The sequence below is a fragment of the Enterobacter cloacae complex sp. CDL013 genome, from assembly GCF_049238805.1.
Taxonomy (GTDB): Bacteria; Pseudomonadota; Gammaproteobacteria; order Enterobacterales; family Enterobacteriaceae; genus Enterobacter; species Enterobacter hormaechei_C.
Genome location: NZ_JBMKGT010000001.1, coordinates 312,936 through 335,876 on the forward strand (window position 1 = coordinate 312,936; position 22,941 = coordinate 335,876).

At 56.7% G+C, this 22,941-nt stretch carries 28 protein-coding genes; 12 read left to right on the forward strand and 16 right to left on the reverse strand.

The genetic code is table 11. The features are described from left to right. Positions 1-21: 21 nt before the first annotated feature. Positions 22-1,074 carry an A/G-specific adenine glycosylase gene (mutY, locus tag ACOTXD_RS01485; protein WP_176691007.1) on the reverse strand — a complete coding sequence of 351 codons (1,053 nt, stop codon included), beginning with the start codon at positions 1,072-1,074 and terminating at the stop codon, positions 22-24. A 144-nt stretch (positions 1,075-1,218) separates the two neighbouring features. Between mutY and trmB the strand changes: the two genes are divergently transcribed. Genes trmB through ACOTXD_RS01500 form a run of 3 tightly spaced genes read left to right on the forward strand, consistent with a single transcriptional unit; the run spans position 1,219 to position 3,038 of the window. After that, complete coding sequence (gene trmB / locus ACOTXD_RS01490; RefSeq protein ID WP_015571843.1) at positions 1,219-1,938, forward strand: tRNA (guanosine(46)-N7)-methyltransferase TrmB; 720 nt, start codon at positions 1,219-1,221, stop codon at positions 1,936-1,938. After that, positions 1,938-2,264, forward strand: coding sequence for a YggL family protein (locus tag ACOTXD_RS01495; protein ID WP_003862421.1), 327 nt, complete (start codon positions 1,938-1,940; stop codon positions 2,262-2,264). Before trmB ends, ACOTXD_RS01495 begins: the two co-directional genes overlap by 1 nt. A 57-nt stretch (positions 2,265-2,321) precedes the next feature. Next, positions 2,322-3,038 (forward strand): DUF2884 domain-containing protein, encoded by a 717-nt coding sequence (locus ACOTXD_RS01500; protein WP_003862419.1) that lies wholly within the window; start codon positions 2,322-2,324, stop codon positions 3,036-3,038. Between the two features lie 66 nt (positions 3,039-3,104). Here ACOTXD_RS01500 and ACOTXD_RS01505 read toward each other — a convergent pair whose 3' ends face one another. The 6 genes from ACOTXD_RS01505 to ACOTXD_RS01530 are packed head-to-tail and all read right to left on the reverse strand — an operon-like array spanning position 3,105 to position 6,844. Continuing rightward, positions 3,105-3,467 (reverse strand): endonuclease domain-containing protein, encoded by a 363-nt coding sequence (locus ACOTXD_RS01505; RefSeq protein WP_073970493.1) that lies wholly within the window; start codon positions 3,465-3,467, stop codon positions 3,105-3,107. Positions 3,468-3,523: 56 nt separating this feature from the next. Next, complete coding sequence (gene hemW / locus ACOTXD_RS01510; RefSeq protein WP_045332868.1) at positions 3,524-4,672, reverse strand: radical SAM family heme chaperone HemW; 1,149 nt, start codon at positions 4,670-4,672, stop codon at positions 3,524-3,526. After that, complete coding sequence (locus ACOTXD_RS01515; protein ID WP_003860021.1) at positions 4,665-5,258, reverse strand: XTP/dITP diphosphatase; 594 nt, start codon at positions 5,256-5,258, stop codon at positions 4,665-4,667. Before ACOTXD_RS01515 ends, hemW begins: the two co-directional genes overlap by 8 nt. A 3-nt stretch (positions 5,259-5,261) precedes the next feature. Further along, complete coding sequence (gene yggU, locus ACOTXD_RS01520) at positions 5,262-5,558, reverse strand: DUF167 family protein YggU (RefSeq protein WP_003860023.1); 297 nt, start codon at positions 5,556-5,558, stop codon at positions 5,262-5,264. Then, complete coding sequence (locus tag ACOTXD_RS01525) at positions 5,555-6,121, reverse strand: YggT family protein (RefSeq protein WP_003860024.1); 567 nt, start codon at positions 6,119-6,121, stop codon at positions 5,555-5,557. The genes yggU and ACOTXD_RS01525 overlap by 4 nt, the downstream gene beginning before the upstream one ends. A 21-nt stretch (positions 6,122-6,142) precedes the next feature. Next, positions 6,143-6,844 carry a YggS family pyridoxal phosphate-dependent enzyme gene (locus ACOTXD_RS01530; RefSeq protein ID WP_003860026.1) on the reverse strand — a complete coding sequence of 234 codons (702 nt, stop codon included), beginning with the start codon at positions 6,842-6,844 and terminating at the stop codon, positions 6,143-6,145. 17 nt (positions 6,845-6,861) lie between these two features. Between ACOTXD_RS01530 and ACOTXD_RS01535 the strand changes: the two genes are divergently transcribed. Beyond that, positions 6,862-7,842: a type IV pilus twitching motility protein PilT gene (locus ACOTXD_RS01535; RefSeq protein ID WP_061856836.1), complete on the forward strand. Its 981-nt coding sequence runs from the start codon at positions 6,862-6,864 to the stop codon at positions 7,840-7,842. 10 nt (positions 7,843-7,852) lie between these two features. Here the strand turns inward: ACOTXD_RS01535 and ruvX are convergent, their stop codons facing one another. From ruvX to metK, 8 genes are all read right to left on the reverse strand, one after another. Beyond that, complete coding sequence (gene ruvX, locus ACOTXD_RS01540; RefSeq protein ID WP_003860030.1) at positions 7,853-8,269, reverse strand: Holliday junction resolvase RuvX; 417 nt, start codon at positions 8,267-8,269, stop codon at positions 7,853-7,855. Continuing rightward, complete coding sequence (locus ACOTXD_RS01545) at positions 8,269-8,829, reverse strand: YqgE/AlgH family protein (RefSeq protein ID WP_421766359.1); 561 nt, start codon at positions 8,827-8,829, stop codon at positions 8,269-8,271. Before ACOTXD_RS01545 ends, ruvX begins: the two co-directional genes overlap by 1 nt. Before the next feature lie 74 nt (positions 8,830-8,903). Next, complete coding sequence (gene gshB, locus ACOTXD_RS01550) at positions 8,904-9,851, reverse strand: glutathione synthase (RefSeq protein WP_003860032.1); 948 nt, start codon at positions 9,849-9,851, stop codon at positions 8,904-8,906. Between the two features lie 31 nt (positions 9,852-9,882). Continuing rightward, a complete protein-coding gene (rsmE, locus tag ACOTXD_RS01555) occupies positions 9,883-10,614 on the reverse strand; it encodes a 16S rRNA (uracil(1498)-N(3))-methyltransferase (RefSeq protein WP_003860033.1) in 732 nt (243 codons plus the stop codon). A 51-nt stretch (positions 10,615-10,665) separates the two neighbouring features. Next, the gene (gene endA / locus ACOTXD_RS01560) at positions 10,666-11,373 is read right to left on the reverse strand and encodes a deoxyribonuclease I (protein ID WP_003860034.1); all 708 of its coding nucleotides are present in this window, start codon (positions 11,371-11,373) and stop codon (positions 10,666-10,668) included. 94 nt (positions 11,374-11,467) lie between these two features. Beyond that, on the reverse strand, positions 11,468-11,965 hold the full coding sequence (locus ACOTXD_RS01565) for a SprT family zinc-dependent metalloprotease (RefSeq protein ID WP_003860035.1): 498 nt from the start codon (positions 11,963-11,965) through the stop codon (positions 11,468-11,470). 58 nt (positions 11,966-12,023) lie between these two features. Beyond that, positions 12,024-13,421 (reverse strand): galactose/proton symporter, encoded by a 1,398-nt coding sequence (galP, locus tag ACOTXD_RS01570; protein ID WP_061856838.1) that lies wholly within the window; start codon positions 13,419-13,421, stop codon positions 12,024-12,026. A 417-nt stretch (positions 13,422-13,838) separates the two neighbouring features. Continuing rightward, positions 13,839-14,993 carry a methionine adenosyltransferase gene (gene metK, locus ACOTXD_RS01575; protein WP_003860037.1) on the reverse strand — a complete coding sequence of 385 codons (1,155 nt, stop codon included), beginning with the start codon at positions 14,991-14,993 and terminating at the stop codon, positions 13,839-13,841. 425 nt (positions 14,994-15,418) lie between these two features. Here metK and ACOTXD_RS01580 point away from each other — a divergent pair, with 425 nt between their 5' ends. The 4 genes from ACOTXD_RS01580 (at position 15,419) to speB (ending at position 18,900) form a co-directional block, all read left to right on the forward strand. Next, complete coding sequence (locus ACOTXD_RS01580; protein WP_418235904.1) at positions 15,419-15,559, forward strand: hypothetical protein; 141 nt, start codon at positions 15,419-15,421, stop codon at positions 15,557-15,559. 94 nt (positions 15,560-15,653) lie between these two features. After that, positions 15,654-15,785: an acid stress response protein YqgB gene (gene yqgB / locus ACOTXD_RS01585; protein ID WP_057979949.1), complete on the forward strand. Its 132-nt coding sequence runs from the start codon at positions 15,654-15,656 to the stop codon at positions 15,783-15,785. Between the two features lie 8 nt (positions 15,786-15,793). Then, on the forward strand, positions 15,794-17,770 hold the full coding sequence (gene speA, locus ACOTXD_RS01590; RefSeq protein ID WP_003860039.1) for a biosynthetic arginine decarboxylase: 1,977 nt from the start codon (positions 15,794-15,796) through the stop codon (positions 17,768-17,770). Positions 17,771-17,979: 209 nt separating this feature from the next. After that, the gene (gene speB / locus ACOTXD_RS01595; protein WP_003860040.1) at positions 17,980-18,900 is read left to right on the forward strand and encodes an agmatinase; all 921 of its coding nucleotides are present in this window, start codon (positions 17,980-17,982) and stop codon (positions 18,898-18,900) included. Positions 18,901-18,903: 3 nt separating this feature from the next. Here the strand turns inward: speB and ACOTXD_RS01600 are convergent, their stop codons facing one another. Continuing rightward, entirely contained in the window at positions 18,904-20,115 is a 1,212-nt protein-coding gene (locus ACOTXD_RS01600; RefSeq protein WP_047654191.1) for an MFS transporter, read from the reverse strand. Between the two features lie 415 nt (positions 20,116-20,530). On the opposite strand from ACOTXD_RS01600, the gene ACOTXD_RS01605 reads away from it, so the two are divergent. The 4 genes from ACOTXD_RS01605 to ACOTXD_RS01620 are packed head-to-tail and all read left to right on the forward strand — an operon-like array spanning position 20,531 to position 22,941. Then, a complete protein-coding gene (locus tag ACOTXD_RS01605; RefSeq protein ID WP_003860044.1) occupies positions 20,531-20,854 on the forward strand; it encodes a Rieske (2Fe-2S) protein in 324 nt (107 codons plus the stop codon). Continuing rightward, positions 20,851-21,159 carry a recombinase-like helix-turn-helix domain-containing protein gene (locus ACOTXD_RS01610; RefSeq protein ID WP_022651826.1) on the forward strand — a complete coding sequence of 103 codons (309 nt, stop codon included), beginning with the start codon at positions 20,851-20,853 and terminating at the stop codon, positions 21,157-21,159. The genes ACOTXD_RS01605 and ACOTXD_RS01610 overlap by 4 nt, the downstream gene beginning before the upstream one ends. Positions 21,160-21,169: 10 nt before the next feature. Then, positions 21,170-22,192 (forward strand): aromatic ring-hydroxylating oxygenase subunit alpha, encoded by a 1,023-nt coding sequence (locus tag ACOTXD_RS01615; RefSeq protein ID WP_003860047.1) that lies wholly within the window; start codon positions 21,170-21,172, stop codon positions 22,190-22,192. Then, the gene (locus ACOTXD_RS01620) at positions 22,192-22,941 is read left to right on the forward strand and encodes an SDR family oxidoreductase (protein WP_003860050.1); all 750 of its coding nucleotides are present in this window, start codon (positions 22,192-22,194) and stop codon (positions 22,939-22,941) included. The genes ACOTXD_RS01615 and ACOTXD_RS01620 overlap by 1 nt, the downstream gene beginning before the upstream one ends.

Genomic DNA, 22,941 nt, shown 5'->3' on the forward strand with positions numbered 1-22,941 from the left:
TTCCTCTTTGTCTTGCCGATGCTAAACCATTGCACCGACACGTAATTGCTGTAACAGGCGCTCCACGGGAGCCGCCAGCCCGACTGATGGCGGTTGCGCTAAGTTATACCAGAGAGCGGTGCCTTCATCCATGCACGACGTGAATGAGGACACGGGAAGCCACATCGGCACAATGTCCAGATGGAAATGGCTGAAGGTATGACGGAACGCGTTGAGTTGCGTCAGGGTTTCGGCCGCAATGCCGCGCTGTTCAAGCCATGCCCGAAGCGAGGCTTCATCCTCAAACTGTGGGAAGCAGTATAGACCACCCCACAGGCCACTCGGCGGACGCTGAGCGAGAAACACCTCGTCGCCATGCTGCATCAGCAGCATGTACCCGGTGCGTTCAGGCAGCGTCTGCTTCGGTTTTTTCCCCGGATACTGCGCCCAGGTGTGGTTCGCATAGGCCACGCAGAGGTTGTTTACCGGGCAGAGTTCGCACTTCGGTTTTGAACGGGTACAGACCATCGCGCCCAGATCCATCATCGCCTGGTTAAAACGCTCCACCCCTTTCGCCGGAGTGACCGCTTCACTGATCTCCCACAGGCGTTTCTCAACCTCTTTCTTACCCGGCCAGCCATCTACGGCGTAGCAGCGTGCGAGCACGCGCTTGACGTTGCCGTCGAGAATAGGGAAATGTTTGCCTAAAGAGAGGGAGAGGATTGCGCCTGCGGTCGAACGCCCGACGCCGGGCAAATCCGCCACCTCGTCGAAGGTTTCCGGGAATTTACCGTTGTGGCGCGTCGCGACCTGCTGTGCGGCCTTGTGCAGGTTGCGCGCGCGGGCGTAATAGCCAAGCCCGGTCCACAGGTGCAGCACCTCGTCCAACGGGGCGTTCGCCAGATCGGTGACTGTCGGGAAGCGCGCCATAAAACGCTCGAAGTAAGGAATGACCGTCGCGACCTGCGTTTGTTGCAACATCACCTCGGAGAGCCATACTTTGTACGGCGTTTTTTCAATTTGCCAGGGCAGGGTTTTACGCCCGTATTTGTCGTACCAGTCCAGCACCAGGGCTGAAAATTGAGAGGCTTGCATGGTCATCGATTCGCTTAATCAGGGACGCAGATTGCAGCACAGCGTCAATCTGCTGTAAACCGGATCTTTCCCATGCTTGCATAGAAGCCTTAACTTTGGATAATGCCCGTTTCCCGAACATTCTCACAAGCAGACAACTCTTTTATGAAAAACGACGTCATTTCACCGGAATTTGATGAAAACGGTCGCCCGCTGCGCCGTATTCGCAGCTTTGTCCGCCGTCAGGGGCGCCTGACAAAAGGGCAGCAACACGCGCTGGACAACTACTGGCCGGTGATGGGCGTTGAGTTCAGCGAGCAACCGCTCGACTTCACCGACCTGTTTGGCCGCGACGCGCCAGTGACCCTGGAGATCGGCTTTGGTATGGGCACCTCGCTGGTCACTATGGCGAAAGCGCGCCCGGAGCAGAACTTCCTCGGTATTGAAGTACATTCGCCGGGCGTCGGCGCGTGCCTGGCAACGGCCCACGAGGAGGGCGTTGAGAACCTGCGCGTGATGTGTCACGACGCGGTGGAAGTGCTGCACAAAATGATTCCTGACAATTCTTTGAACATGGTTCAGCTCTTTTTCCCTGACCCATGGCACAAAGCGCGTCATAATAAACGCCGTATCGTTCAGGCACCGTTTGCCGAGCTGGTGAAAAGTAAGCTCAAGCTGGGCGGCGTTTTCCACATGGCAACCGACTGGGAACCTTATGCGGAACATATGCTGGAAGTGATGTCGTCCCTGGACGGGTATAAAAATCAGTCTGAAAGCAACGACTACGTACCGCGTCCGGATTCACGTCCGGTGACAAAATTTGAACAGCGTGGCCATCGTCTTGGTCACGGCGTATGGGACTTAATGTTCGAGAGGGTGAAATAATGGCAAAGAATCGTAGCCGTCGTCTGCGTAAAAAGATGCACATCGAAGAATTCCAGGAAGTGGGTTTCTCCGTTGCCTGGCGTTTCCCGGAAGGCACCAGCGTTGAGCAGATCGATCAGGACGTTGATGCGTTCATCAACGAGGTGATCGAGCCAAACAAGCTGGCCTTCGACGGTAGCGGCTATCTGGCGTGGGAAGGTCTGATTTGCACCCAGGAAGTGGGGAAATGCACCGAAGAGCATCAGGCGCTGGTACGCAAATGGCTTGAAGACCACAAACTGGAAGATGTCCGCGTTAGCGAACTTTTCGACGTTTGGTGGGACTAATAAAGCAAGAACGGGGCCAGCATTAGCTGGCCCATTTTGTCTGAGGGAGTGTTTAAGATGCGCAAAACGTTGCTGGCTGTTGCTTTACTGGCAATCGGATCCACCGCCCATGCGGAGTATAAATGTAGCGTCACCCCGCGTGATGACGTGGTGCTGAGTCCGCAAACCGTGCAGGTTAAGGGCGAGAATGGCAATCTGGTGATTACGCCGGATGGCAACGTGACCTTTAACGGCAAACCGCAAAACCTGACGGCCGCCCAGCGCGAGCAGGCGATGGACTACCAGGCCGAGTTGCGTACCGCGCTGCCCTGGATCAACGATGGCGCGCTGACCCGCGTTGAAAAGAGCCGCGTGGCGCTGGATAAAATCATCACCAAAGAGGTGGGGGAGAGCAGCAATATGCGCACCCGCCTGACGAAGCTGGATAAACAGCTGAAAGAGCAGATGAACCGTATTATCGAGACGCGCTCTGATGGCCTGACGTTCCACTATAAGGCGATCGATCAGGTGCGTGCCGACGGTCAGCAGCTGGTGAACCAGGCGATGGGCGGCATTCTCCAGGACAGCATCAACGAGATGGGCGCCAAAGCGGTGCTGAAGGGTGGCGGTAATCCTTTGCAGGGTGTACTGGGTAGTCTGGGCGGACTGCAAACCTCGATTCAGAACGAGTGGAAGAATCAGGAAGCCGATTTCCAGCAGTTCGGCAAAGACGTGTGTAAGCGCGTGGTGTCGCTGGAAGACAGCCGGAAGGCGCTGGTGGGGACGCTGAAGTAATTCACTTAGCCCCTCACCCTAACCCTCTCCCCAAAGGGGCGAGGGGATGTTTGCCCCCTCTCCCTTTCAGGGAGAGTGCCGGGGTGAGGGTTGCAGCGCTTGCAGCGTTACAAGGATCCTTTCTAACACCGCCTCTTCGTTATTCCAGAGTTCGTTGTTCCAGAATCGAATGACGTGCCAGTCCTTATGGTTTAACCACAATGTCCTTTGTCGATCGTATTCCTGATTTTCATCATGTTGTCCGCCATCCAGCTCAACGGCCAGCCGAGCCGCGCAACAGGCGAAATCCAGAATGTAGTTACCTACCGGGTGCTGTCGGCGAAATTTATAATTTTCGAAACGGCGGCTGCGCAGTAAATACCAAAGCCGTCTTTCTTCCTGTGTCAGCTCGCGTCTGAGCTGCTTTGCGTATGAACGTATTGTTTCCATCCCCACACTCTGCCAGCCTTTCCCTCAGCCAGCAGAACGGGATGTAAAATTCTGAATCAGCCTTCAGGATTTTCAGCGAGGAACAACTCAAGAAGGGAGTTCAGGAACAGCTTGCCGTGCTCGGTGATCTGCCAGGACACATCACACTCGGTCAGGTACCCCTGCGCCAGCGCCTCGTCAATCTGCGGGCGAATCACTGACTCCGGCAGCCCGGTATAACGCGTAAATTCCGCGCGCGGAGCGGCTTCCAGCAGACGGAAGCGGTTCATAAAGAACTCAAACGGCTTATCCACCGCCTCGACGTCGTGCTGACGCTCCAGGTAGCGGCCTTCCATATACCCGCGCGGATGACGCGTTTTGGCGGTACGCAGAATGCGTCCGTCCGGGAAGGTCACCTTGCCGTGCGCACCGCAGCCAATTCCGAGATAGTCGCCAAAACGCCAGTAGTTCAGATTGTGCTGACACTGATAGCCCGGCTTCGCATACGCCGACGTTTCGTATTGCTGATATCCCGCCGCGGTCAAAAGCTGGTGGCCCTGCTCGAAGATATCCCACAGCGCGTCGTCGTCCGGCAGCACCGGCGGGCGCGAACCAAACAGGGTGTTCGGTTCAATGGTCAACTGATACCACGACAGATGCGGCGGGTTCAGTTCAATCGCCTGACGCAAATCGTCCAGCGCTTCTTCGAGCGACTGATCCGGCAGGCCGTGCATCAGGTCGAGGTTAAAGCTGCGCAGCCCAAGCCCCGTTGCCAGGTTTGCCGCGCGCTTTGCCTCTTCCGGGCCGTGAATGCGCCCCAGACGCTTCAGCTTTGGCTCGCTAAAGCTCTGCACGCCGATAGAGATACGGTTCACGCCCGCACGCTGGTACTCGACAAAACGGTCGGCCTCAACGGTGCCGGGGTTGGCTTCCATCGTAATTTCAGCATCCGCTGCCAGATTCAGGCGTGCGCGCACACCGTCCAGCAGCGTCTGCATCGCCGGGCCTGAAAGCAGGCTCGGCGTACCGCCACCAATAAAAATGGTCTTCACTTCACGTCCCTGTGCGTACGGTACATCGGCATCCAGATCGGCCAGCAGATGCGCGACGTAATCATCGTGCGGCACTTCACCCTTCAGCGCGTGCGAGTTGAAATCACAGTACGGACATTTCTGCACGCACCATGGGATGTGAATATAAAGACTCAGAGGCGGCAAATTAGCCATTACGCAGTGCTTCCAGTAACAGTTTCAGGGCGCGTCCACGGTGGGAGATCGCGCTTTTCTCTTCGCGGGTGAGTTCCGCAGCGGTTTTGCCCTCGGTCGGGACAAAGAAAATCGGGTCGTAACCAAAGCCGCCGTTGCCCGCCGCTTCACGGGTGATCACGCCCGGCCAGCTGCCGTGACAGACAATCGGAGTGGGATCTTCCGCGTGACGCATGTAGACCAGCACGCAGTGGAACTGCGCGGTACGCTGTTCGTCAGGAACGTCTTTCAGGGCCACAAGCAGCTTTTCCAGGTTCTGCTGGTCGGTGGCGTCCGGCCCGGAATAGCGGGCGGAGTAAATCCCCGGCGCACCGCCCAGAAAATTCACGGCCAGACCGGAATCATCGGCAATCGCGGGCAGTCCGGTTACCTGCGCCGCATGGCGCGCTTTCAGAATGGCGTTTTCGATAAACGTCAGGCCGGTCTCTTCGGCGGAGTCCACGCCCAGCTCGGTCTGAGCCACCACGTCCAGCCCAAAATCATTTAATAGCGAGGCCAGCTCGCGCACTTTACCGGCGTTACCGGTGGCGAGAACAACTTTCTGCATAGTTTAGTCCTGTTCTGTCAGAGCCGCGACTTCCGTCGGGATAGATTGCGGGTTAAGGATTTTTACCTGTTTATGCCGGCCAAGTTCACCTTTCTCAATGATGACCTGGCTTTTAGCGACGCGAAACTGTTTAGCCAGATATTTGGTCAGATGCGCATTCGCCTGGCCGTCAACCGGCGGGGCCGTGATGGCGACTTTTAGCTCGTCGCCATGCAGCCCAACAATACTGTCGCGGCTGGCTTTCGGCTGAATGTACAGCCGTAAAACCAGCCCGTCGGCGCAGGGGCTAACTGCACTCATAACGCCATCCACAGCCCCGGCAGCAGCATATTACCCGTCGCCTGTAACAGTTCCGCGATACCCATATTCAGCACGTACAGCAGCAGAACGAGAAGCATCGGCGAGAAGTCGATTCCGCCCATCGCAGGCAGCAGGCTACGAATTGGACGCAGCAACGGTTCCGTCAGCTGAATCAACGCGTACTCCACCGGGCTACGGCCCCGGCTTACCCAGCTCATGATCGCCATCACCAGCAGGACCCAGAAGATCAGCGAGCCGACGGTTTTAACCAGGATCAGAACGGCTGAAATCCAGATAATCGGCTGGAAAGTGATGACCATAAACAGCACGATCGCTTTGATAACGCTCAGAATAAACGCCATCAGCAGAGATGAACTGTCAATCGGCCCCATTGCCGGAATGATGCGGCGAAGCGGCCCCACAATGGGCTGCGTGATTTTCACGATAAATTGTGAGAATGGATTGTAAAAATCACAACGGGCCCACTGCATCCAGACGCGCAACAGCAGCGCCATCGTATACAGTTCAATGACCGTTGAAAGCAGGAAAGTCAACGTCTTCATGGCGTTCCTCAGGTTTCCTTATTATTGGGGGTAATCGCGCGCACCGAAAATTGCCGTGCCGATGCGCACCATGGTGCTGCCTGCCGCGATGGCGGCTTCCATATCATCCGACATGCCCAGAGAAAGCGTGTCTACCGTGTCATAGCGCGCTTTAAGCGCCTCAAATGCTACAGCCATTTGCTGTGCTACGGCAAACTGCCTTTCATAACTTGACTCTGGCGCCGGGATAGCCATCAGCCCGCGCAGGGTTAAGCGCGGCAGCGCCGCCACGTCCGCCGCCAGCGCATCCAGTTCGCTCAGCGTAATGCCGGACTTGCTGTTTTCATCGCTGATGTTGATTTGAATTAGCACGTTAAGCGCTGGCATCTCAATAGGGCGCTGGTCGCTCAAACGGGTAGCGATACGCAGACGATCGATGGTGTGACACCAGTCGAAGTGCTCTGCTACCAGACGGCTTTTGTTCGACTGTAGCGGACCGATAAAGTGCCATTGCAGGTCTGCATTTCCCCGTTCCCGGAAAGCGAGAATCTTATCTACGCCTTCCTGCACATAGTTTTCACCAAAGGCACGATGACCGGCGGCTATCGCTTCTGCGATGGCGCTCGCAGGCTTGGTTTTGCTGACTGCAAGCAACGTAATTTCTTCTGAAGCACGGCCGCAACGCGTTGCCGCGGCTGAGATTTTGTCCCGGACCTGTGCCAGGTTATGCGCAATGTCGTTCATTTTCCGAGGAGTAGTCTATGGATGTGGAAGAAATTGTGGCCCTTAGTGTAAAGCATAACGTCTCCGATCTACACCTGTGCAGTGATTCACCACCGCGCTGGCGCAGGTCAGGCCGTCTTGAACCTGCGCCGTTTCCGCCCCCGGATGTGGAGGCGTTATTAAAAGCGTGGCTCAATGACGAACAGCAGGGCGCCTGGTGGGCAAACGGGCAGGTGGATTTTGCCGTTACCCTCACAGGCGGTCAGCGGCTGCGCGGCAGTGCGTTTAAGCATATGCACGGCGTTTCGATCGCGCTGCGCCTGTTGCCGCTGACGTGCCCGCAGCTCTCTGCGTTAGGCGTGCCGCGCGCGATCCCGGAGCTTTTGTCCAATGACAATGGCCTGATTCTGGTCACCGGCGCCACCGGCAGTGGGAAATCGACCACCCTGGCCGCGATGGTCGATTTCCTCAATCACCAGACGGACGGGCATATTCTGACCCTGGAAGATCCGGTGGAGTTTATGTACCAGAGTGAACGTTGCCTGATCCAGCAGCGGGAGATAGGCCTGCACAGCCCGTCCTTTGCCGAGGCCCTGCGCAGCGCGCTGCGTGAAGATCCGGATGTGATTCTGCTTGGTGAGCTGCGCGACAGCGAGACGATACGCCTGGCGCTGACGGCGGCGGAAACCGGCCATCTGGTGTTGGCCACGCTGCACACGCGCGGTGCGGCGCAGGCGATCGAGCGCCTGGTCGATACCTTTCCGGCGCAGGAGAAAGATCCGGTGCGTAATCAGCTGGCGGGAAGCCTGCGTGCGGTTCTGGCGCAGATGCTGCGTCAGGATGTCCAGGGCGGGCGCGTGGCGCTGTATGAGCTACTGGTGAATACGTCGGCGGCGGCAAACCTGATCCGCGAAGGCAAAACCTGGCAACTGCCGGGCATTATTCAAACGGGGCAGCAGGCGGGGATGCAGAACTTTGAGCAGAGTCTGGCGGAGCGACGGGCGCAGGGGCGGCTGTAGGCCCCGGCGCTCAGTAACCCTGGTCGAAATAGCTTTCGAGGATAATGACGGCTGAAGCTGAATCCACGCTGCCTTTGTTCAACGCCCGGAAGCCACCGTGCTCGAACAGGCCAGCGCGTGCCTCGACGGTGCTCAAACGTTCATCGTGCAGCTTAACGGAGACACCAAAGCGGCCATGGATTTTGTTCGCGAACTTGCGCGCGCGGGCGGTAAGCGGCTGCTCGGTGCCGTCCATGTTCAGCGGCAGACCGACAATCACGTCGTCCGGCTGCCACTCTTTGAGCAAGCGCTCAATAAGGTTCCAGTCCGGCGTGCCGTCGTTAGCTTTCAGCGCAGTGAGCGGGCGAGCGGTGCCGGTGATCCGTTGACCCACAGCGACGCCGATGCTTTTGGTGCCGAAGTCGAAGGCGAGAAGGGTGCCGCTCATTACGCGTGCCCCGCAACGCCAGGCATGGTCAGAATATCAATGCCAATCAGTTTTGCCGCGTCACGCCAGCGATCGGCGATAGGGGTTTTAAACAGGATATTCATATCCGCAGGGGCCGTCAGCCAGGCGTTGTCCAGAATTTCTTGTTCCAGCTGCCCTTTTTCCCAGGAAGCGTAGCCGAGCGCAACCAGCACCTCAGAAGGCTGATTTGCCGTGCCCAGTGTTTCGAGCACATCGCGAGAGGTGGTGACGACGGTGTTATCGGAGATACGAATGCTGGACGAGAAAACCGGCGGGGTATGCAGGATAAAACCACGATCTTCTGCAAGCGGGCCGCCGAGCATCACCGGTTTATCGAGACGGATTTCCGGCAGCCGCGCTTCAAGAGGGATTTTCAGCTTGTCCAAAATCCCTTCAACCTGAAGGTTTGCCAGCGGCTTATTGATGATAATCCCCATCGCGCCGTCTTCGTTGTATTCACAAATATAGACCACGGCGCGGCGGAAAATCGGATCCTGGAGAGCAGGCATGGCAATAAGAAAGTGATGCTGTAAATTCATTGTCAGAGGTACTGTTTCCTGGTTTAAAAAGCGACAGCGCCCAGTATGGGGATAAACACAGGCGCTGTCACAGGTTATTTCTGTAAACGTTTTTCGATAGCGTCCATCAGCATTCCGGTGATCGAGATCGGGAATTCCGCTTCGATTTCACGAATGCAGGTTGGGCTGGTGACGTTCACTTCGGTCAGACGATCGCCGATGATATCGAGGCCAACGAAGATCAGGCCTTTGGCTTTAAGCGTAGGGCCGACGCGGCGGGCAATTTCCCAGTCGCTTTCGCTTAACGGACGCGGTTCGCCACGGCCGCCAGCCGCCAGGTTGCCACGGGTTTCCCCTCCCTGCGGAATACGCGCCAGGCAGTAAGGCACCGGCTCGCCGTCTACGACCAGCACACGCTTGTCGCCGTCTTTAATGGCCGGCAGATAGTTCTGTGCCATACAGTAGCGGGTTCCCAGCTCGGTCAGCGTTTCGGCAATCACGCCAATGTTCGGATCGCCCTCTTTCACCCGGAAGATCGACGCGCCGCCCATGCCGTCCAGGGGTTTCATGATGATGTCGCCGTGCTTCTGCCAGAATTCTTTCAGCTGCGTTTTGCTGCGGGTGACGAGCGTTTCCGGCGTCAGGTCAGAGAACCATGCGGTATAGAGCTTCTCGTTGCAGTCGCGCAGGCTCTGCGGCTTGTTGACGATCAGCGTGCCTTTCTCTTCGGCACGCTCAAGGATATAGGTGGAATAAATGTATTCGGTGTCGAACGGCGGATCTTTACGCATCAGGATGACGTTGAGGTCGGCCAGGGCAATATCCTGCTCGGTACCGAATTCGTACCATTTTTCGTAGTTCTGCTCGACGTTAACGATGCGGGTGCGTGCGCGGGCTTCACCGTTGATCAGGTAAAGATCGTTCATCTCCATGTAGTGGAGTTCATAGCCGCGACGCTGCGCTTCCAGCAGCATAGCGAAGCTGGAGTCTTTCTTGATGTTAATGTTTGCGATGGGGTCCATCACGATGCCGAGCTTAATCATCTTCTTCTCCGGTTATGGGTCAGGCTTTGCTTCAACCCAGATCGCCAAATCGCACCTGTAGCGCGGTAATGGCGGTGAGTGCCGTTGTCTCAGTGCGCAGAACGCGAGGTCCCAACAGAATATCAGTAAACTGGTAACGCGCCGTCATGGCAATTTCGTCAGCCGACAGGCCGCCTTCCGGGCCAATCAGCAGGCGTACACGCTCAACGGGCAGCGGCAGCGTATTGATGCTGGCGCTGGCGCGCGGATGAAGATTGAGCTTAAGCCCGCTTTCCTCTTCTGCACACCAGTCCTCCAGATCCATCGCCGGGCGGATCTCCGGGATACGATTGCGGCCGCTCTGTTCGCAGGCCGCAATGGCAATTTTTTGCCACTGCTGGATCTTTTTGTTCAGACGTTCCGCATCCAGTTTAACGCCGCAGCGCTCAGAAAAAAGTGGCGTAATGAGGCTTACACCCAGTTCAATGGATTTCTGAATGGTGAACTCCATCTTTTCCCCACGCGACATCACCTGGCCCAGGTGAATGTGCAGCGGCGATTCCCGGTCATCCACGTCGCCACGCAGCACCTTCACGTGCACGCTTTTTTTATCGGCGCGCGTAATTTCAGCGTCGAAAATCTGATTAGAGCCGTCAAAGAGCTGAATCGCCTGGCCTGCACCCATGCGCAGCACGCGGCCTACATGGTTTGCGGCATCATCAGACAGGGCGATTTCGCCGCCTGGGGTAATCAGTTCAGGGTGATAGATGCGAGGGATGCGCATAGTCAGAAATTCCATGTGTCATGCGATATAAGCGAATTGCCGTAGTGTAGGTTAGCTCTTTTGCGCCTGGCAAGCCCGCTGGACGTAAGGGTTGTGATTCCCCTGGACTTTGGCGATACGTTCGTCGCGCTGGCATTCCCAGTCCGTCACCGGGTAGAGCTTGTCCCAGGCATTGAAGAGCTGCGTCTGCTGGCGGGAAAGATTGAGATCGTAGCGGTCGCGCATATAGAAATAAGTGCGGGCGATGCTACCGCGCGCGCGGGCAGGCGGTTCGGCGACTTTCTCTTTGAAATCGACCTTCATGGCGCACTGACCGTACTGGCCTTCGCCACCGTTCCACTGGCTGTACATGAAGTTTCCGCGGTCGCCATTGACCTCACCCACGGCGGGTTGCAGGTTGTGCATATCGCTTTCCATCTGGCGGTAGACCGGATCTTTTGCGCAATTTTTACGTCCACCGTCCTGCCAGCACTGGCGCTGGTGGCCAAACTGCCAGGCCGGAACGACGTGTTCCCATTCGATTCGGCTGGCGCGGTTCTCGTTCTTGCGCACCTTATAGCCGCAGGATCCCAGATCCACGACCCCTTTCTTACCCTGCCAGTTAATTTTACAGCCGCAGTAGAAATCACCCGGTACGTCGGCGTTAATCTTTACGCCTGCGGTTTTTGCCTGAGAGAAACTGTGAATACCGTCGGCCAGAGCATGGCCGGAGAGCGCTGTCGCCAGAAAAGCGACCGCGAGAGAAACATTACGGGACATCTTACACTCCGTGTCAAAACGAGCCCGCAACGTAACGAATGTTGTTCCCGTATGCAATCAGTCAGATCAGGAAAGTTCCTGAAAGTTCGCGTGATTATTCCGCAACCAGCGGTTCGCCGCATTTAACGCAGCGGTAGGTCGCCTCGCCCCGCACTACGCGGTTATGGCGGCGGACGGTAAGCTGGTGCTGCTGGCACTGGCAGCGGTAGGGGAAGGTATTGCGGCGTACCGATTCCAGCTCGAACTGATGGGTGCGACGGGCCGGAACGCCGAGCACCGCCTCCATCATCCACTTCCACTCTTTGCCGTGCGGCGCGACGCGGCCAAAGTGCTTCCACACCAGCAGATGCGCCAGCTCGTGCGGCACCACTTCTTCGATAAACGCCTGCTGATTTTCCATCATCAACACCGGGTTGAGGCGGATCTCATACGATTCCAGCCAGGCGGTACCTGCCGCGGTGCCACGCTGCTGATAGACCAGCTTCGGTTCAGGATAATTGCGGCCGAGCTTCAGGTTGGCCTGGGCGAGTTTTTCCCGCAGGCTGCGCATAACGGCTTGCTGAATGGCGATGGGGAGACGGGGTGCTTTCATAGGGGCAGAGCATAAAGCGGGAAGCGGGGAGGCGCAAGAGGCGCCTCCCGCAGGAGGATCAGTCGTGTGCGCCGATTTCGCGCAGAGGACGACCTTTCATCAGGTTACGTTCAATGTGTTCCAGTGAAACATGTTTGGTTTCAGGAACCAGCCAGATAGTGAGAACAATAAAGAACAGGTTCAGACCGGCGTAGACCCAGAAGGTGTTGGCATTACCCAGAGTATTAAGCATGGTCAGGAACGTTGCGCCGACGATCATGTTGGCAATCCAGTTGGTCGCGGTAGAGCAGGTGATGCCAAAATCACGTCCTTTCAGCGGCTGGATCTCAGAGCACAGCACCCAAATCAGCGGACCGGCGCTCATCGCAAACCCAATGATAAACATCAGCAGCATCGCCACGGCGAAGTACTGTGCCGTTGGGGAGTGAATGCCCATGTGCATCATGGTACCCAGCACGCCCATCCCGACGGCCATCACCAGGAAGCCCAGCGTCAGGGTTGGCTTACGTCCCCAGCGGTCCACCAGGCCGATAGCGATAAAGGTCGCCAGCACGTTGGTCAGGCCAACGATCACGGTGCCCCACATCTGCTCGGTGGTGTTGGTGTAGCCCGCCAGTTCGAAGATTTTCGGCGCGTAATACATGATGACGTTCATCCCGGTGAACTGTTGCATGATCTGTAACAGCACGCCGAGGAACACCGCGCGGCGGAAGTTGCTGTTCTCTTTGAACAGCGCCCAGCCGGACTGTTTGACCTTCAGGCTTTCGCGGATCTCTTCCAGCTCGTTTTTGGCTTCGGCGTTGGTATCACGCAGGCGTAAGAGCACGCGTTCGGCATCATGGAAGCGGCGTTTGGCGGCGAACCAGCGCGGACTGTCCGGCAGGAAGAAGACGCCAATCAGCAGCAGGATGGCAGGAATGATGATGACGCCCAGCATCCAGCGCCATGCGCCGCTGTAGCTGAATGCGGTATCGGAGAGATAAGCCCCCAGAATACCGATAGTGATCATCAGCTGATACATGGAAATCATGCTGCCGCGGATTTTTTCCGGAGCGATTTCAGACAGGTACAGCGGGGCAGTATAAGACGCCACGCCCACTGCCAGACCGAGCAGCACGCGGGAGATGATCAGCACTTCAACGTTAGGCGCAGCCGCAGAGAACAGTGAGCCGGCAACGAACAGGATCGCGCCGATCATCAGGCTCTTTTTACGCCCGAGCTTAAAGGAGAGCCAGCCGCTGCCGACCGCGCCGACGGCGGCACCGAACATCATGGAGCTAACCACCCATTCCTGAGTGTGTGCGCTAATCTGGAACTCATCGGTGATGAAAGGTAATGCACCGGCAATTACGCCAATATCCAGGCCAAAGAGTAATCCTGCCAGAGCGGCGAGGAAGCAGACGAAGAACGTCATTGCCTTATTGGACGTACGCCCCTGTTTATTATTGTCAGGCATTATGCCCTCCAGTTGGGTTATCAGTTTTTACGATATAAAGAGTAGGTGAGCGGCTCATAAAAATATGTGAGTCAAATCACAACGGTGTAATCGGTTACACTGGCTTGTAACCGTAAAAATAATTAAAGCTTTGAAAATATAGAGGTAAATTAATTGATGTGCATCGCGTTTGCACAAATTTCAGACTTAACTGAAAGGGAATGTAACAGCAGAAGAAATGCGATCATGCAAAGAGAATATTCTGAAAGCGGGATATAGAGAGTGAGGTGTAAACGGTTCCAAACATTGTCGGGTGGCTACTAGCGCCTTACCCGGCCTACAAAAACTCACTACCCGTAGGTCGGGTAAGGCATAGCCGCCACCCGACATAAAAAAGGCCAGCACAAAGGCTGGCCTTTTTAAGCTGCTGGCAGTCGATTATTTCAGACCGGCAGCATCACGCAGCAGGGCGGCTTTGTCGGTTTTTTCCCATGGGAAATGTTCGCGACCAAAGTGACCGTACGCTGCGGTTTCCTGGTAGATTGGGTGCAGCAGATCCAGCATCTGAATCAGACCGTATGGACGCAGGTCGAAGAACTCACGCACCAGCAGGGTCAGCTGTTCAGAAGGCACTTTTTCAGTACCGAAGGTTTCCACCATGATGGAGGTTGGCTCAGCCACGCCGATGGCGTAGGAAACCTGAATTTCACAGCGGTCAGCCAGACCGGCAGCAACGATGTTTTTCGCCACATAACGTGCAGCGTACGCGGCAGAACGGTCAACTTTAGACGGATCTTTACCGGAGAATGCGCCGCCGCCGTGACGTGCCATGCCGCCGTAGGTATCTACGATGATTTTACGACCGGTCAGACCGCAGTCACCCATTGGGCCGCCGATAACAAAGCGTCCGGTTGGGTTGATGAAGAATTTGGTCGCAGAGCTCAGCCATTCAGTTGGCAGAACCGGCTTGATGATCTCTTCCATCACCGCTTCTTGCAGGGATTTCTGGTCAATCTCTTCAGCATGCTGCGTGGAAAGAACCACGGCATCAATACCGACGATTTTCCCGTCGTCATACTGGAAGGTCACCTGGCTTTTCGCATCCGGACGCAGCCACGGCAGAGTGCCGTTTTTACGCACTTCAGCCTGACGCTGCACCAGACGGTGTGCGTAGGTCACCGGCGCTGGCATCAGTACGTCGGTTTCGTTGGTTGCGTAGCCGAACATCAGGCCCTGGTCGCCCGCGCCCTGTTCCAGCGGATCGGCACGGTCAACGCCCTGGTTGATGTCCGGAGACTGTTTGCCAATCGCGCTCAGTACGGCGCAGGAGTTGGCATCAAAGCCCATATCAGAATGTACATAACCGATCTCACGCACCGTGTTACGGGTGATCTCTTCGATATCAACCCATGCGCTGGTGGTGATCTCACCGCCAACCAGAACCATGCCGGTTTTGACATAGGTTTCACACGCTACGCGCGCCTTTGGATCCTGCGCGAGGATCGCATCCAGCACCGCATCGGAGATTTGGTCAGCAATTTTATCAGGATGTCCTTCTGATACGGACTCGGACGTAAACAGGTGTTTTGCCATGTTTTATTTCACCTAAGAGGAATTTGGTTAGCTCAAGCTGCTGTGTGGAATAGCCATAGGAGATAATTCTACCAAGGCCTACAGGATTTTGACACTGGCAGTCTGAGTGTTAATCGGTATGGATGGATTAACATCTGGACGTCTATTTTAGGTCACTTCTTCACCCGATTTCCAGTTTTTTTTGACTCACCTCTCATTGCGTTGAAAACACGGCTGGAAATTTTTCCTGACGACGCTGGCAACCTGCGCATTTTTGTTTTGCTTTTTAGCGACCTTCTCGGTATAAAACGCGGCGCGCGGCTCATATAAAATAAGCGCTCGATGAACACATCGTGTCGCCACTTCCAGCCGGGTTAAGCAGTGAACTTTTAGCTTTGGCTTGTGGTCCGTTTCAGCAGAGGCGGCCGTGGAGGTGATACCAGATAATGAACCATCGTTTTCCGCTCATTCAGCGCAGCCGTTCTGGCGCGCATTTGATTCCCACCCGCACTTCTGGTCTAAACACCTGCCGATGTTATACCCATCTCGGTGCTTCTCAGGATTCCAGAGCCGGTCACGCTTTGTGAAAACTGAACAAGGGCGCTCTTGTTAATACAGGAGTTTTCTCGTGGTTTCGCCGAACCTTGTCATACAGAGTTCGGATACGTGTTTTACAATGATATGAATAAGAAACCGGTCGCACGGTCTGGATTTCAGCATACTCTGCTGGGAAATGGAGCCGTTAATGGGTTGTTATCGCCGTATAACGCTGCGATAGTAGTCAACTGTTTTACACTTAATACAAAGAGTTGAGGTTCGCTATGTCTGACGACATGTCTTCTTTTTCGCCTTCGTCAGCGGGCGAACAGGGTGTACTACGTTCTATGCAGGAGGTTGCGATGAGCTCCGAGGAAGCCAGCAAGATGCTGCGCACTTACAATATTGCCTGGTGGGGCAATAACTACTACGACGTTAACGAGCTGGGCCACATCAGTGTCTGCCCGGATCCGGACGTCCCGGAAGCGCGCGTGGATCTCGCTAAACTGGTGAAAACCCGTGAAGCGCAGGGTCAGCGCTTGCCTGCACTGTTCTGCTTCCCGCAGATCCTGCAACATCGCCTGCGTTCTATTAACGCCGCGTTCAAACGCGCGCGGGAATCGTATGGTTATAACGGCGACTATTTCCTCGTTTACCCGATCAAGGTCAACCAGCACCGTCGCGTGATTGAGTCCCTGATCCACTCCGGCGAGCCGCTGGGCCTGGAAGCAGGCTCTAAAGCGGAGCTGATGGCGGTTCTGGCGCACGCGGGCATGACCCGGTCGGTGATCGTCTGTAACGGCTATAAAGATCGCGAATACATTCGTCTGGCGCTGATTGGCGAGAAGATGGGCCACAAGGTCTATCTGGTGATCGAGAAGATGACCGAAATCGCGATCGTGCTGGAAGAGGCCGAGCGTCTGAACGTGATCCCGCGCCTTGGCGTGCGTGCGCGACTGGCGTCGCAGGGTTCCGGTAAATGGCAGTCTTCCGGCGGTGAAAAATCCAAGTTCGGCCTCGCGGCGAACCAGGTGCTTCAGCTGGTGGAAATTCTGCGCGAGCGCGGTCGTCTGGACAGCATTCAGCTGCTGCACTTCCACCTCGGCTCGCAGATGGCCAACATTCGCGACATCGCCACCGGCGTGCGTGAATCGGCACGTTTCTACGTTGAGCTGCATAAGCTCGGCGTGAATATTCAGTGCTTTGACGTGGGCGGCGGCCTGGGCGTGGACTACGAAGGGACCCGCTCGCAGTCTGACTGTTCGGTAAACTATGGCCTGAACGAATATGCCAACAACATCATCTGGGCGATTGGCGATGCCTGCGAAGAGCACGGCCTGCCGCACCCGACGGTGATCACCGAATCCGGCCGCGCGGTCACGGCGCACCATACGGTACTGGTCTCTAACATCATTGGCGTTGAGCGTAGCGAAATCACCGAAGCCACGCCTCCGGCAGACGATGCCCCACGTTCCCTGCAAAGCATGTGGGAAACCTGGCAGGAGATGCACGAGCCGGGCACGCGTCGTTCCCTGCGCGAATGGCTGCACGACAGCCAGATGGACCTGCACGATATTCACGTCGGCTACTCGTCAGGCACATTCAGCCTGCAAGAGCGCGCGTGGGCCGAGCAGCTCTACCTGAATATGTGCCACGAAGTGCAGAAACAGCTCGACCCGAGCAACCGCGCGCACCGTCCGATTATCGACGAGTTGCAGGAGCGTATGGCGGACAAAATGTACGTCAACTTCTCCCTGTTCCAGTCGATGCCGGATGCCTGGGGTATCGACCAGCTGTTCCCGGTTCTGCCGCTGGAAGGGCTGAACCACGCCCCGGAACGCCGCGCCGTGCTGCTGGACATCACCTGTGACTCTGACGGCGCGATTGACCATTACGTCGACGGCGACGGTATTGCGACCACTATGCCAATGCCGGAGTACGATCCGGAGAACCCACCAATGCTGGGCTTCTTTATGGTGGGGGCGTATCAGGAGATCCTCGGCAACATGCACAACCTGTTCGGTGATACCGAAGCGGTTGACGTGTTTGTCTTCCCTGACGGCAGCGTGGAGGTTGAGCTGTCCGACGAAGGGGACACCGTGGCGGACATGCTCGAATACGTTCAGCTGGATCCGAAAAAACTGCTCACCCAGTTCCGCGATCAGGTGAAAAACACCGGTCTGGACGACGCGTTACAGCAGCAGTTCCTGGAAGAGTTTGAAGCGGGTCTGTACGGGTACACCTACCTGGAAGATGAGTAGGTAAACTCCCTCTCCCGGTGGGAGAGGGGCGGGGTGAGGGCAACAGACCGCACAATGCCCTATACTCACTTGAACCCGTATGAATTAACGGCGATAATTCGCCCCAATTAGCGATTTACGAATCAATCCCTTCCTCGTCGGGTTTAACGACGCGGAGGGGATTTTTTTTCATCTGTTTTTAATGTATCGACTTTATAAGAGGTCAGGACATGAGCACTTTAGGTCATCAGTACGATAACTCTCTGGTATCTAACGCGTTTGGTTTTTTACGCCTTCCGATGAACTTCCAGCCGTACGACAGCGATGCGGACTGGGTGATCACCGGCGTACCGTTCGACATGGCAACGTCCGGTCGCGCGGGTGGTCGTCATGGTCCGGCGGCGATCCGTCAGGTTTCCACTAACCTGGCCTGGGAGCACAACCGCTTCCCGTGGAACTTCGACATGCGCGAGCGCCTGAACGTGGTGGACTGCGGCGATCTGGTGTACGCCTTCGGCGACGCGCGTGAGATGAGCGAAAAATTGCAGGCGCACGCCGAGAAGCTGCTGGCGGCCGGTAAACGCATGCTCTCCTTCGGCGGTGACCACTTCGTGACCCTGCCGCTGCTGCGCGCCCACGCGAAGCACTTCGGTAAAATGGCGCTGGTGCACTTCGATGCGCACACCGACACCTACGCGAACGGCTGCGAGTTCGACCACGGCACCATGTTCTACACCGCGCCGAAGGAAGGCCTGATCGATCCAAACCACTCCGTGCAGATCGGCATCCGCACCGAGTTCGACAAAGACAACGGCTTCACCGTACTCGACGCGGGCCAGGTGAACGATCGCGGCGTGGACGATATTCTGTCTCAGGTTAAGCAGATCGTCGGCGACATGCCTGTCTATCTGACCTTCGACATTGACTGCCTTGATCCGGCATTCGCACCGGGGACCGGTACGCCGGTGATCGGCGGCCTGACGTCAGATCGCGCCATCAAGCTGGTGCGCGGCCTGAAGGATCTGAACATCGTCGGGATGGACGTGGTGGAAGTGGCTCCGGCCTATGACCAGTCCGAGATCACCGCGCTGGCCGCGGCGACCCTGGCGCTGGAAATGCTCTACATCCAGGCGGCGAAAAAAGGCGAATAAGCCTTACGCGCTGATTGCTGCTGCGCGCCGCATGCGCAGCAGCAACATTCCCCCGGCAAGCAGGGTGACAACCTGCGAGACGACCAGCACCGAAAAGCCTGAACTGACCGACCCCACCGATCTCATCACCATCCCCATCAGCAGCGGAATAAACGCCGCGCAGATATTGCCGATGCCATTGATGATGCCGTAAGCGCTGCCCACCGCTTCCCGCGCGGCGTGATGCTGGATCACCGCCGGAATAGCCGCCCCCTGAAGCCCCCAGAAGACGTTAGCCGAAAGCATAAACAGCGCCAGCCAGGCAGGCTGATGGCTGAGCATCAGCGCCACCACCGACAGCGCCGTCATCGCCCCGCCCACCACAAACAGCACCGGTGCCTGTTCCGGACGCATTTTGTCGAGCAGCACGCCGCCCAGAAACTTTGACCCCAGGCTGAGCAGGAAGGGGATCGCCGCAAGCCAGCCCGTGGCATGCAGCGAGAAATGATGCTCGTCGCGCAGCCACGCGGGCAGCCAGGCGCTGCTCCCCCAGAGATAGCTCAGGGTGGCGATTTCAACCACCATAATCCAGCCCAGCAGCGGCGTCTGCCAGGCCAGCGTGAAGGTGTGGACAAACCCCGGTTTTTTCGCGGTCGGGAGCTTGCGCGGCGCGGGCAGAAAGCGCCAGATTAAGCTGCCCCCGAGGAGAAGGTTGATTGCCGCCAGTGCATAAAACGATCCGGCCCAGCCCAGATGCGACATCAGCCAGGTCACCAGCGGAAAGCCCACGGCCAGCCCGAGCGAGACGCCCAGCGCGGTCACGGCGTTGGGTTTACCGATCTCTTGCGCGCTAAAGTTATCGCTGATAAAGCGCGTTTTCAGCGAAAATAGCGGACCCTCCGCGATCCCCAGAATCACGCGGGCGATGAGCATTCCCGTCAGCGAGCCGAGCAAAGGTGAAGCCGCGCAGACCGCGGCCCAAATCGCAATGCTGCTTAATAATCCCTGCCGATAATGAAGTTTGCTTTCAATAACCGGCGTTAATAATAGAGCGGAAAAACCATAACCCAGAAGAAAGCAGGTCATTAGCAGGCCCTGTAACATTCTGTTTTCATTTAACTGAAAATGTTCGGCAAATTCCGGGTTTAAAATCATTACCGAGATATTTACCCGATCGACGTACGAAATAATAATGAGTAATAAAAGCGCAATCGTGCCTTGCCATCTTGCCGTCATCATGTCCGCCTTACGTTTTTTGTAACTTATATTTTTCAACAATGTGATTGTCACGGAGCTAAAATGGTTCACCTGTGAAACTCTTTGTTTAGTAAAGATAAATTAAAAATGAGTTTCACAGGTGAAACGCGAAAGAGGTGACGTTCATTTATTTTTAAAGAGTAAAAAGAAAGGAAGTCAATATCTTTTATTCAAAATAAGAGGCCATTAAAAAAACGTATTTCTCACGCTGCAATAATGAAAATTTCATATCGCTGCATTTTTTCGTGATCCCTTGCACACTTAGTTAATTAATTGCTGATCAATTAACAAATTCGTCACATTGTCGCTTGACGAAACATTCATCGCTTTTATATTGACCATATTAAATAAGAAACAGAGTTTCATATATGAAACAAAAGCCTGGAGGATCGTGATGAGCTGGATAGGCGTATGTGACGCAGAGCAAGTACAGGAAGATTTCCCTTTTAGCGGTAACGTCGACGGTAAAGAGATCGGCGTTTACCTGATCGACGGTGAATATTACGCGCTGGAGGACGTATGCCCGCACGCCTATGCCCTGCTGAGTCAGGGCTTCGTGGAAGACGGCAAGGTGGAATGCCCGCTGCACGAGGCGGTATTCGACGTCAAAACCGGTCAGTGCCTGCACGGCCCCGGCGGGCGCAACCTCAACCGCTACCCGGTTCGGGTCTTTGAAAACCAGATTCAGATTACCTTCGTCGAGGAGACCGTGGCATGAGCGACACCCTGAACTTCAACCCGGCGCTGCCGGAAAGCCGCCAGTTTACCCCACCGGCAGAGGGCGGTAATGGCGCCATTCATAAGCCGGGTGATTACACCAACCTGATCTGGCAAACCCGCAGCCGCGAGCCGGAAAGCTGGGAAGTGAAGCTGATTGCGACGCTGGAAGATCTCTTCGAGCAGGGCGTTGAAACCTTGCCGGAGCTGGTAAGCGGGCTGAACGCGGTGCGCATGCACGACCAGCAGGGCGAGCCGTGGAGCGACGCCAGCTTCCAGGCATTCTTACAGGTTAACGGCTACTGAGGGCAACGCGATGACGACGACCGTACAACATTATCTGGATAAAGGCCTGCGTGGCCTCTGGTATCCGGTGCTGGCGAGCTGGGAAGTGCAGTCTGCGCCGGTGGGCATCACCCGCCTGGGCGAGCAGATTGTGGTCTGGCGCAATAAAGATGGCCAGGTGCAGGCGCTGGAGGACCGCTGCCCGCACCGCGGCGCGCGCCTGTCGATGGGCTGGAACCTCGGGGACCGCATTGCCTGCTGGTATCACGGCGTAGAGGTGGCGGGCAACGGCGAAGTGAAAGACGTGCCCGCCGTAGATAAATGTCCGCTGGTCGGCCAGCAGTGCGTACGCAGCTATAACGTGCAGGAGGCGCACGGCGCCATCTTCCTCTGGTTTGGCGTCACCGCGGACCAGCAGCCGGACGAGCTGACCTTCCCGGACGAGCTCGCCGATACGGACAGCTTCAGCAACTTCCTCTGCACCGCCGCGTGGAAATGCAATTACCAGTACGCGCTGGAAAACGTGATGGACCCGATGCACGGCACCTATCTGCACTCCTCGTCGCACTCGATGGCGGAAGGGGATCGCAAGGCCGACATGGTGCTCCAGCCGACCAAAACCGGTTTTATTTTCGAGAAGAAAGGGCAGAGCGGCGTCAATTTTGACTGGGTGGAGCTGGGCAACAGCGGCACCTGCTGGATGCGCCTCTCCATTCCGTACAAGAAGCGCTTCGGGCCGGGCGGCCACTTCTTTATCGTCGGCATGGTGGTGCCGGAAGATAACGACAACTGCCGCGTCTTCTTCTGGCGCATTCGCCGGGTGCAGGGCTGGCAGCGCGATATGTGGCGTTTCATGTACCGCAACCGTCTGGAAAAACTGCACTGGGAAGTGCTGGAGCAGGACCGCGTGGTGCTGGAAAGCCTGGCGCCAAACGCGCGCGATCATGAGTACCTGTATCAGCACGACGTCGGTCTTTCGCGCCTGCGCCGCATGATGCAAAAGGCCGCCAAAGAGCAGCTGGCGATGCGTGAAGCACAGCAGGGAGCCGCCTGATGAACGGGCTGCTGAGCGGCAAGCGCATCGTCATAACCGGCGCCGCGCGCGGGCTGGGCTTTCACTTTGCCAAAGCCTGCGCGGAGCAGGGCGCGGCGGTGGTGATGTGCGACATCCTGAAGGGCGAGCTGGCCGAAAGCGCCCACGCCCTGAGCGAGCGGGGCTATGCGATCGAACCGCACGTTATCGATCTGGCCGATCCACAGTCCATTGAGCAGGTGTTCAGCGCCATTGGCGAGCAGGGGCAGATCGATGGCCTGGTGAACAACGCGGCGATGGCGACGGGCGTCGGCGGCAAAAACATGCTCGATTACGATCCGGATCTCTGGGATCGGGTGATGAGCGTCAATGTCAAAGGCACCTGGCTGGTGACGCGTGCCGCCGTGCCGCTGCTGCGTGAAGGGGCGGGCATTGTGAACGTGGCGTCCGACACCGCGCTGTGGGGCGCGCCGCGCCTGATGGCCTACGTCGCCAGCAAGGGGGCCGTCATTGCCATGACCCGATCAATGGCGCGCGAACTGGGTGAAAAGCGTATACGCATTAATGCCATCGCGCCGGGGTTAACCCGCGTCGAGGCGACGGAATATGTCCCCGCCGAACGGCATCAGCTCTACGAAAACGGACGCGCGTTAACCGGCGCGCAGCAGCCGGAAGATGTCACCGGCAGCGTGGTCTGGCTGCTAAGCGATCTGTCTCGGTTCATCACCGGACAGCTGATCCCGGTCAACGGCGGTTTTGTCTTTAACTAA

Excerpts from the sequence above, each read along its gene's own strand:
- mutY (WP_176691007.1), bottom strand. The coding sequence starts at position 1,074 with ATGCAAGCCTCTCAATTTTCAGCCCTGGTGCTGGACTGGTACGACAAA.
- trmB (WP_015571843.1), top strand. The coding sequence starts at position 1,219 with ATGAAAAACGACGTCATTTCACCGGAATTTGATGAAAACGGTCGCCCG.
- ACOTXD_RS01495 (WP_003862421.1), top strand. The coding sequence starts at position 1,938 with ATGGCAAAGAATCGTAGCCGTCGTCTGCGTAAAAAGATGCACATCGAA.
- ACOTXD_RS01500 (WP_003862419.1), top strand. The coding sequence starts at position 2,322 with ATGCGCAAAACGTTGCTGGCTGTTGCTTTACTGGCAATCGGATCCACC.
- ACOTXD_RS01505 (WP_073970493.1), bottom strand. The coding sequence starts at position 3,467 with ATGGAAACAATACGTTCATACGCAAAGCAGCTCAGACGCGAGCTGACA.
- hemW (WP_045332868.1), bottom strand. The coding sequence starts at position 4,672 with ATGGCTAATTTGCCGCCTCTGAGTCTTTATATTCACATCCCATGGTGC.
- ACOTXD_RS01515 (WP_003860021.1), bottom strand. The coding sequence starts at position 5,258 with ATGCAGAAAGTTGTTCTCGCCACCGGTAACGCCGGTAAAGTGCGCGAG.
- yggU (WP_003860023.1), bottom strand. The coding sequence starts at position 5,558 with ATGAGTGCAGTTAGCCCCTGCGCCGACGGGCTGGTTTTACGGCTGTAC.
- ACOTXD_RS01525 (WP_003860024.1), bottom strand. The coding sequence starts at position 6,121 with ATGAAGACGTTGACTTTCCTGCTTTCAACGGTCATTGAACTGTATACG.
- ACOTXD_RS01530 (WP_003860026.1), bottom strand. The coding sequence starts at position 6,844 with ATGAACGACATTGCGCATAACCTGGCACAGGTCCGGGACAAAATCTCA.
- ACOTXD_RS01535 (WP_061856836.1), top strand. The coding sequence starts at position 6,862 with ATGGATGTGGAAGAAATTGTGGCCCTTAGTGTAAAGCATAACGTCTCC.
- ruvX (WP_003860030.1), bottom strand. The coding sequence starts at position 8,269 with ATGAGCGGCACCCTTCTCGCCTTCGACTTCGGCACCAAAAGCATCGGC.
- ACOTXD_RS01545 (WP_421766359.1), bottom strand. The coding sequence starts at position 8,829 with ATGAATTTACAGCATCACTTTCTTATTGCCATGCCTGCTCTCCAGGAT.
- gshB (WP_003860032.1), bottom strand. The coding sequence starts at position 9,851 with ATGATTAAGCTCGGCATCGTGATGGACCCCATCGCAAACATTAACATC.
- rsmE (WP_003860033.1), bottom strand. The coding sequence starts at position 10,614 with ATGCGCATCCCTCGCATCTATCACCCTGAACTGATTACCCCAGGCGGC.
- endA (WP_003860034.1), bottom strand. The coding sequence starts at position 11,373 with ATGTCCCGTAATGTTTCTCTCGCGGTCGCTTTTCTGGCGACAGCGCTC.
- ACOTXD_RS01565 (WP_003860035.1), bottom strand. The coding sequence starts at position 11,965 with ATGAAAGCACCCCGTCTCCCCATCGCCATTCAGCAAGCCGTTATGCGC.
- galP (WP_061856838.1), bottom strand. The coding sequence starts at position 13,421 with ATGCCTGACAATAATAAACAGGGGCGTACGTCCAATAAGGCAATGACG.
- metK (WP_003860037.1), bottom strand. The coding sequence starts at position 14,993 with ATGGCAAAACACCTGTTTACGTCCGAGTCCGTATCAGAAGGACATCCT.
- ACOTXD_RS01580 (WP_418235904.1), top strand. The coding sequence starts at position 15,419 with ATGAACCATCGTTTTCCGCTCATTCAGCGCAGCCGTTCTGGCGCGCAT.
- yqgB (WP_057979949.1), top strand. The coding sequence starts at position 15,654 with ATGAATAAGAAACCGGTCGCACGGTCTGGATTTCAGCATACTCTGCTG.
- speA (WP_003860039.1), top strand. The coding sequence starts at position 15,794 with ATGTCTGACGACATGTCTTCTTTTTCGCCTTCGTCAGCGGGCGAACAG.
- speB (WP_003860040.1), top strand. The coding sequence starts at position 17,980 with ATGAGCACTTTAGGTCATCAGTACGATAACTCTCTGGTATCTAACGCG.
- ACOTXD_RS01600 (WP_047654191.1), bottom strand. The coding sequence starts at position 20,115 with ATGACGGCAAGATGGCAAGGCACGATTGCGCTTTTATTACTCATTATT.
- ACOTXD_RS01605 (WP_003860044.1), top strand. The coding sequence starts at position 20,531 with ATGAGCTGGATAGGCGTATGTGACGCAGAGCAAGTACAGGAAGATTTC.
- ACOTXD_RS01610 (WP_022651826.1), top strand. The coding sequence starts at position 20,851 with ATGAGCGACACCCTGAACTTCAACCCGGCGCTGCCGGAAAGCCGCCAG.
- ACOTXD_RS01615 (WP_003860047.1), top strand. The coding sequence starts at position 21,170 with ATGACGACGACCGTACAACATTATCTGGATAAAGGCCTGCGTGGCCTC.
- ACOTXD_RS01620 (WP_003860050.1), top strand. The coding sequence starts at position 22,192 with ATGAACGGGCTGCTGAGCGGCAAGCGCATCGTCATAACCGGCGCCGCG.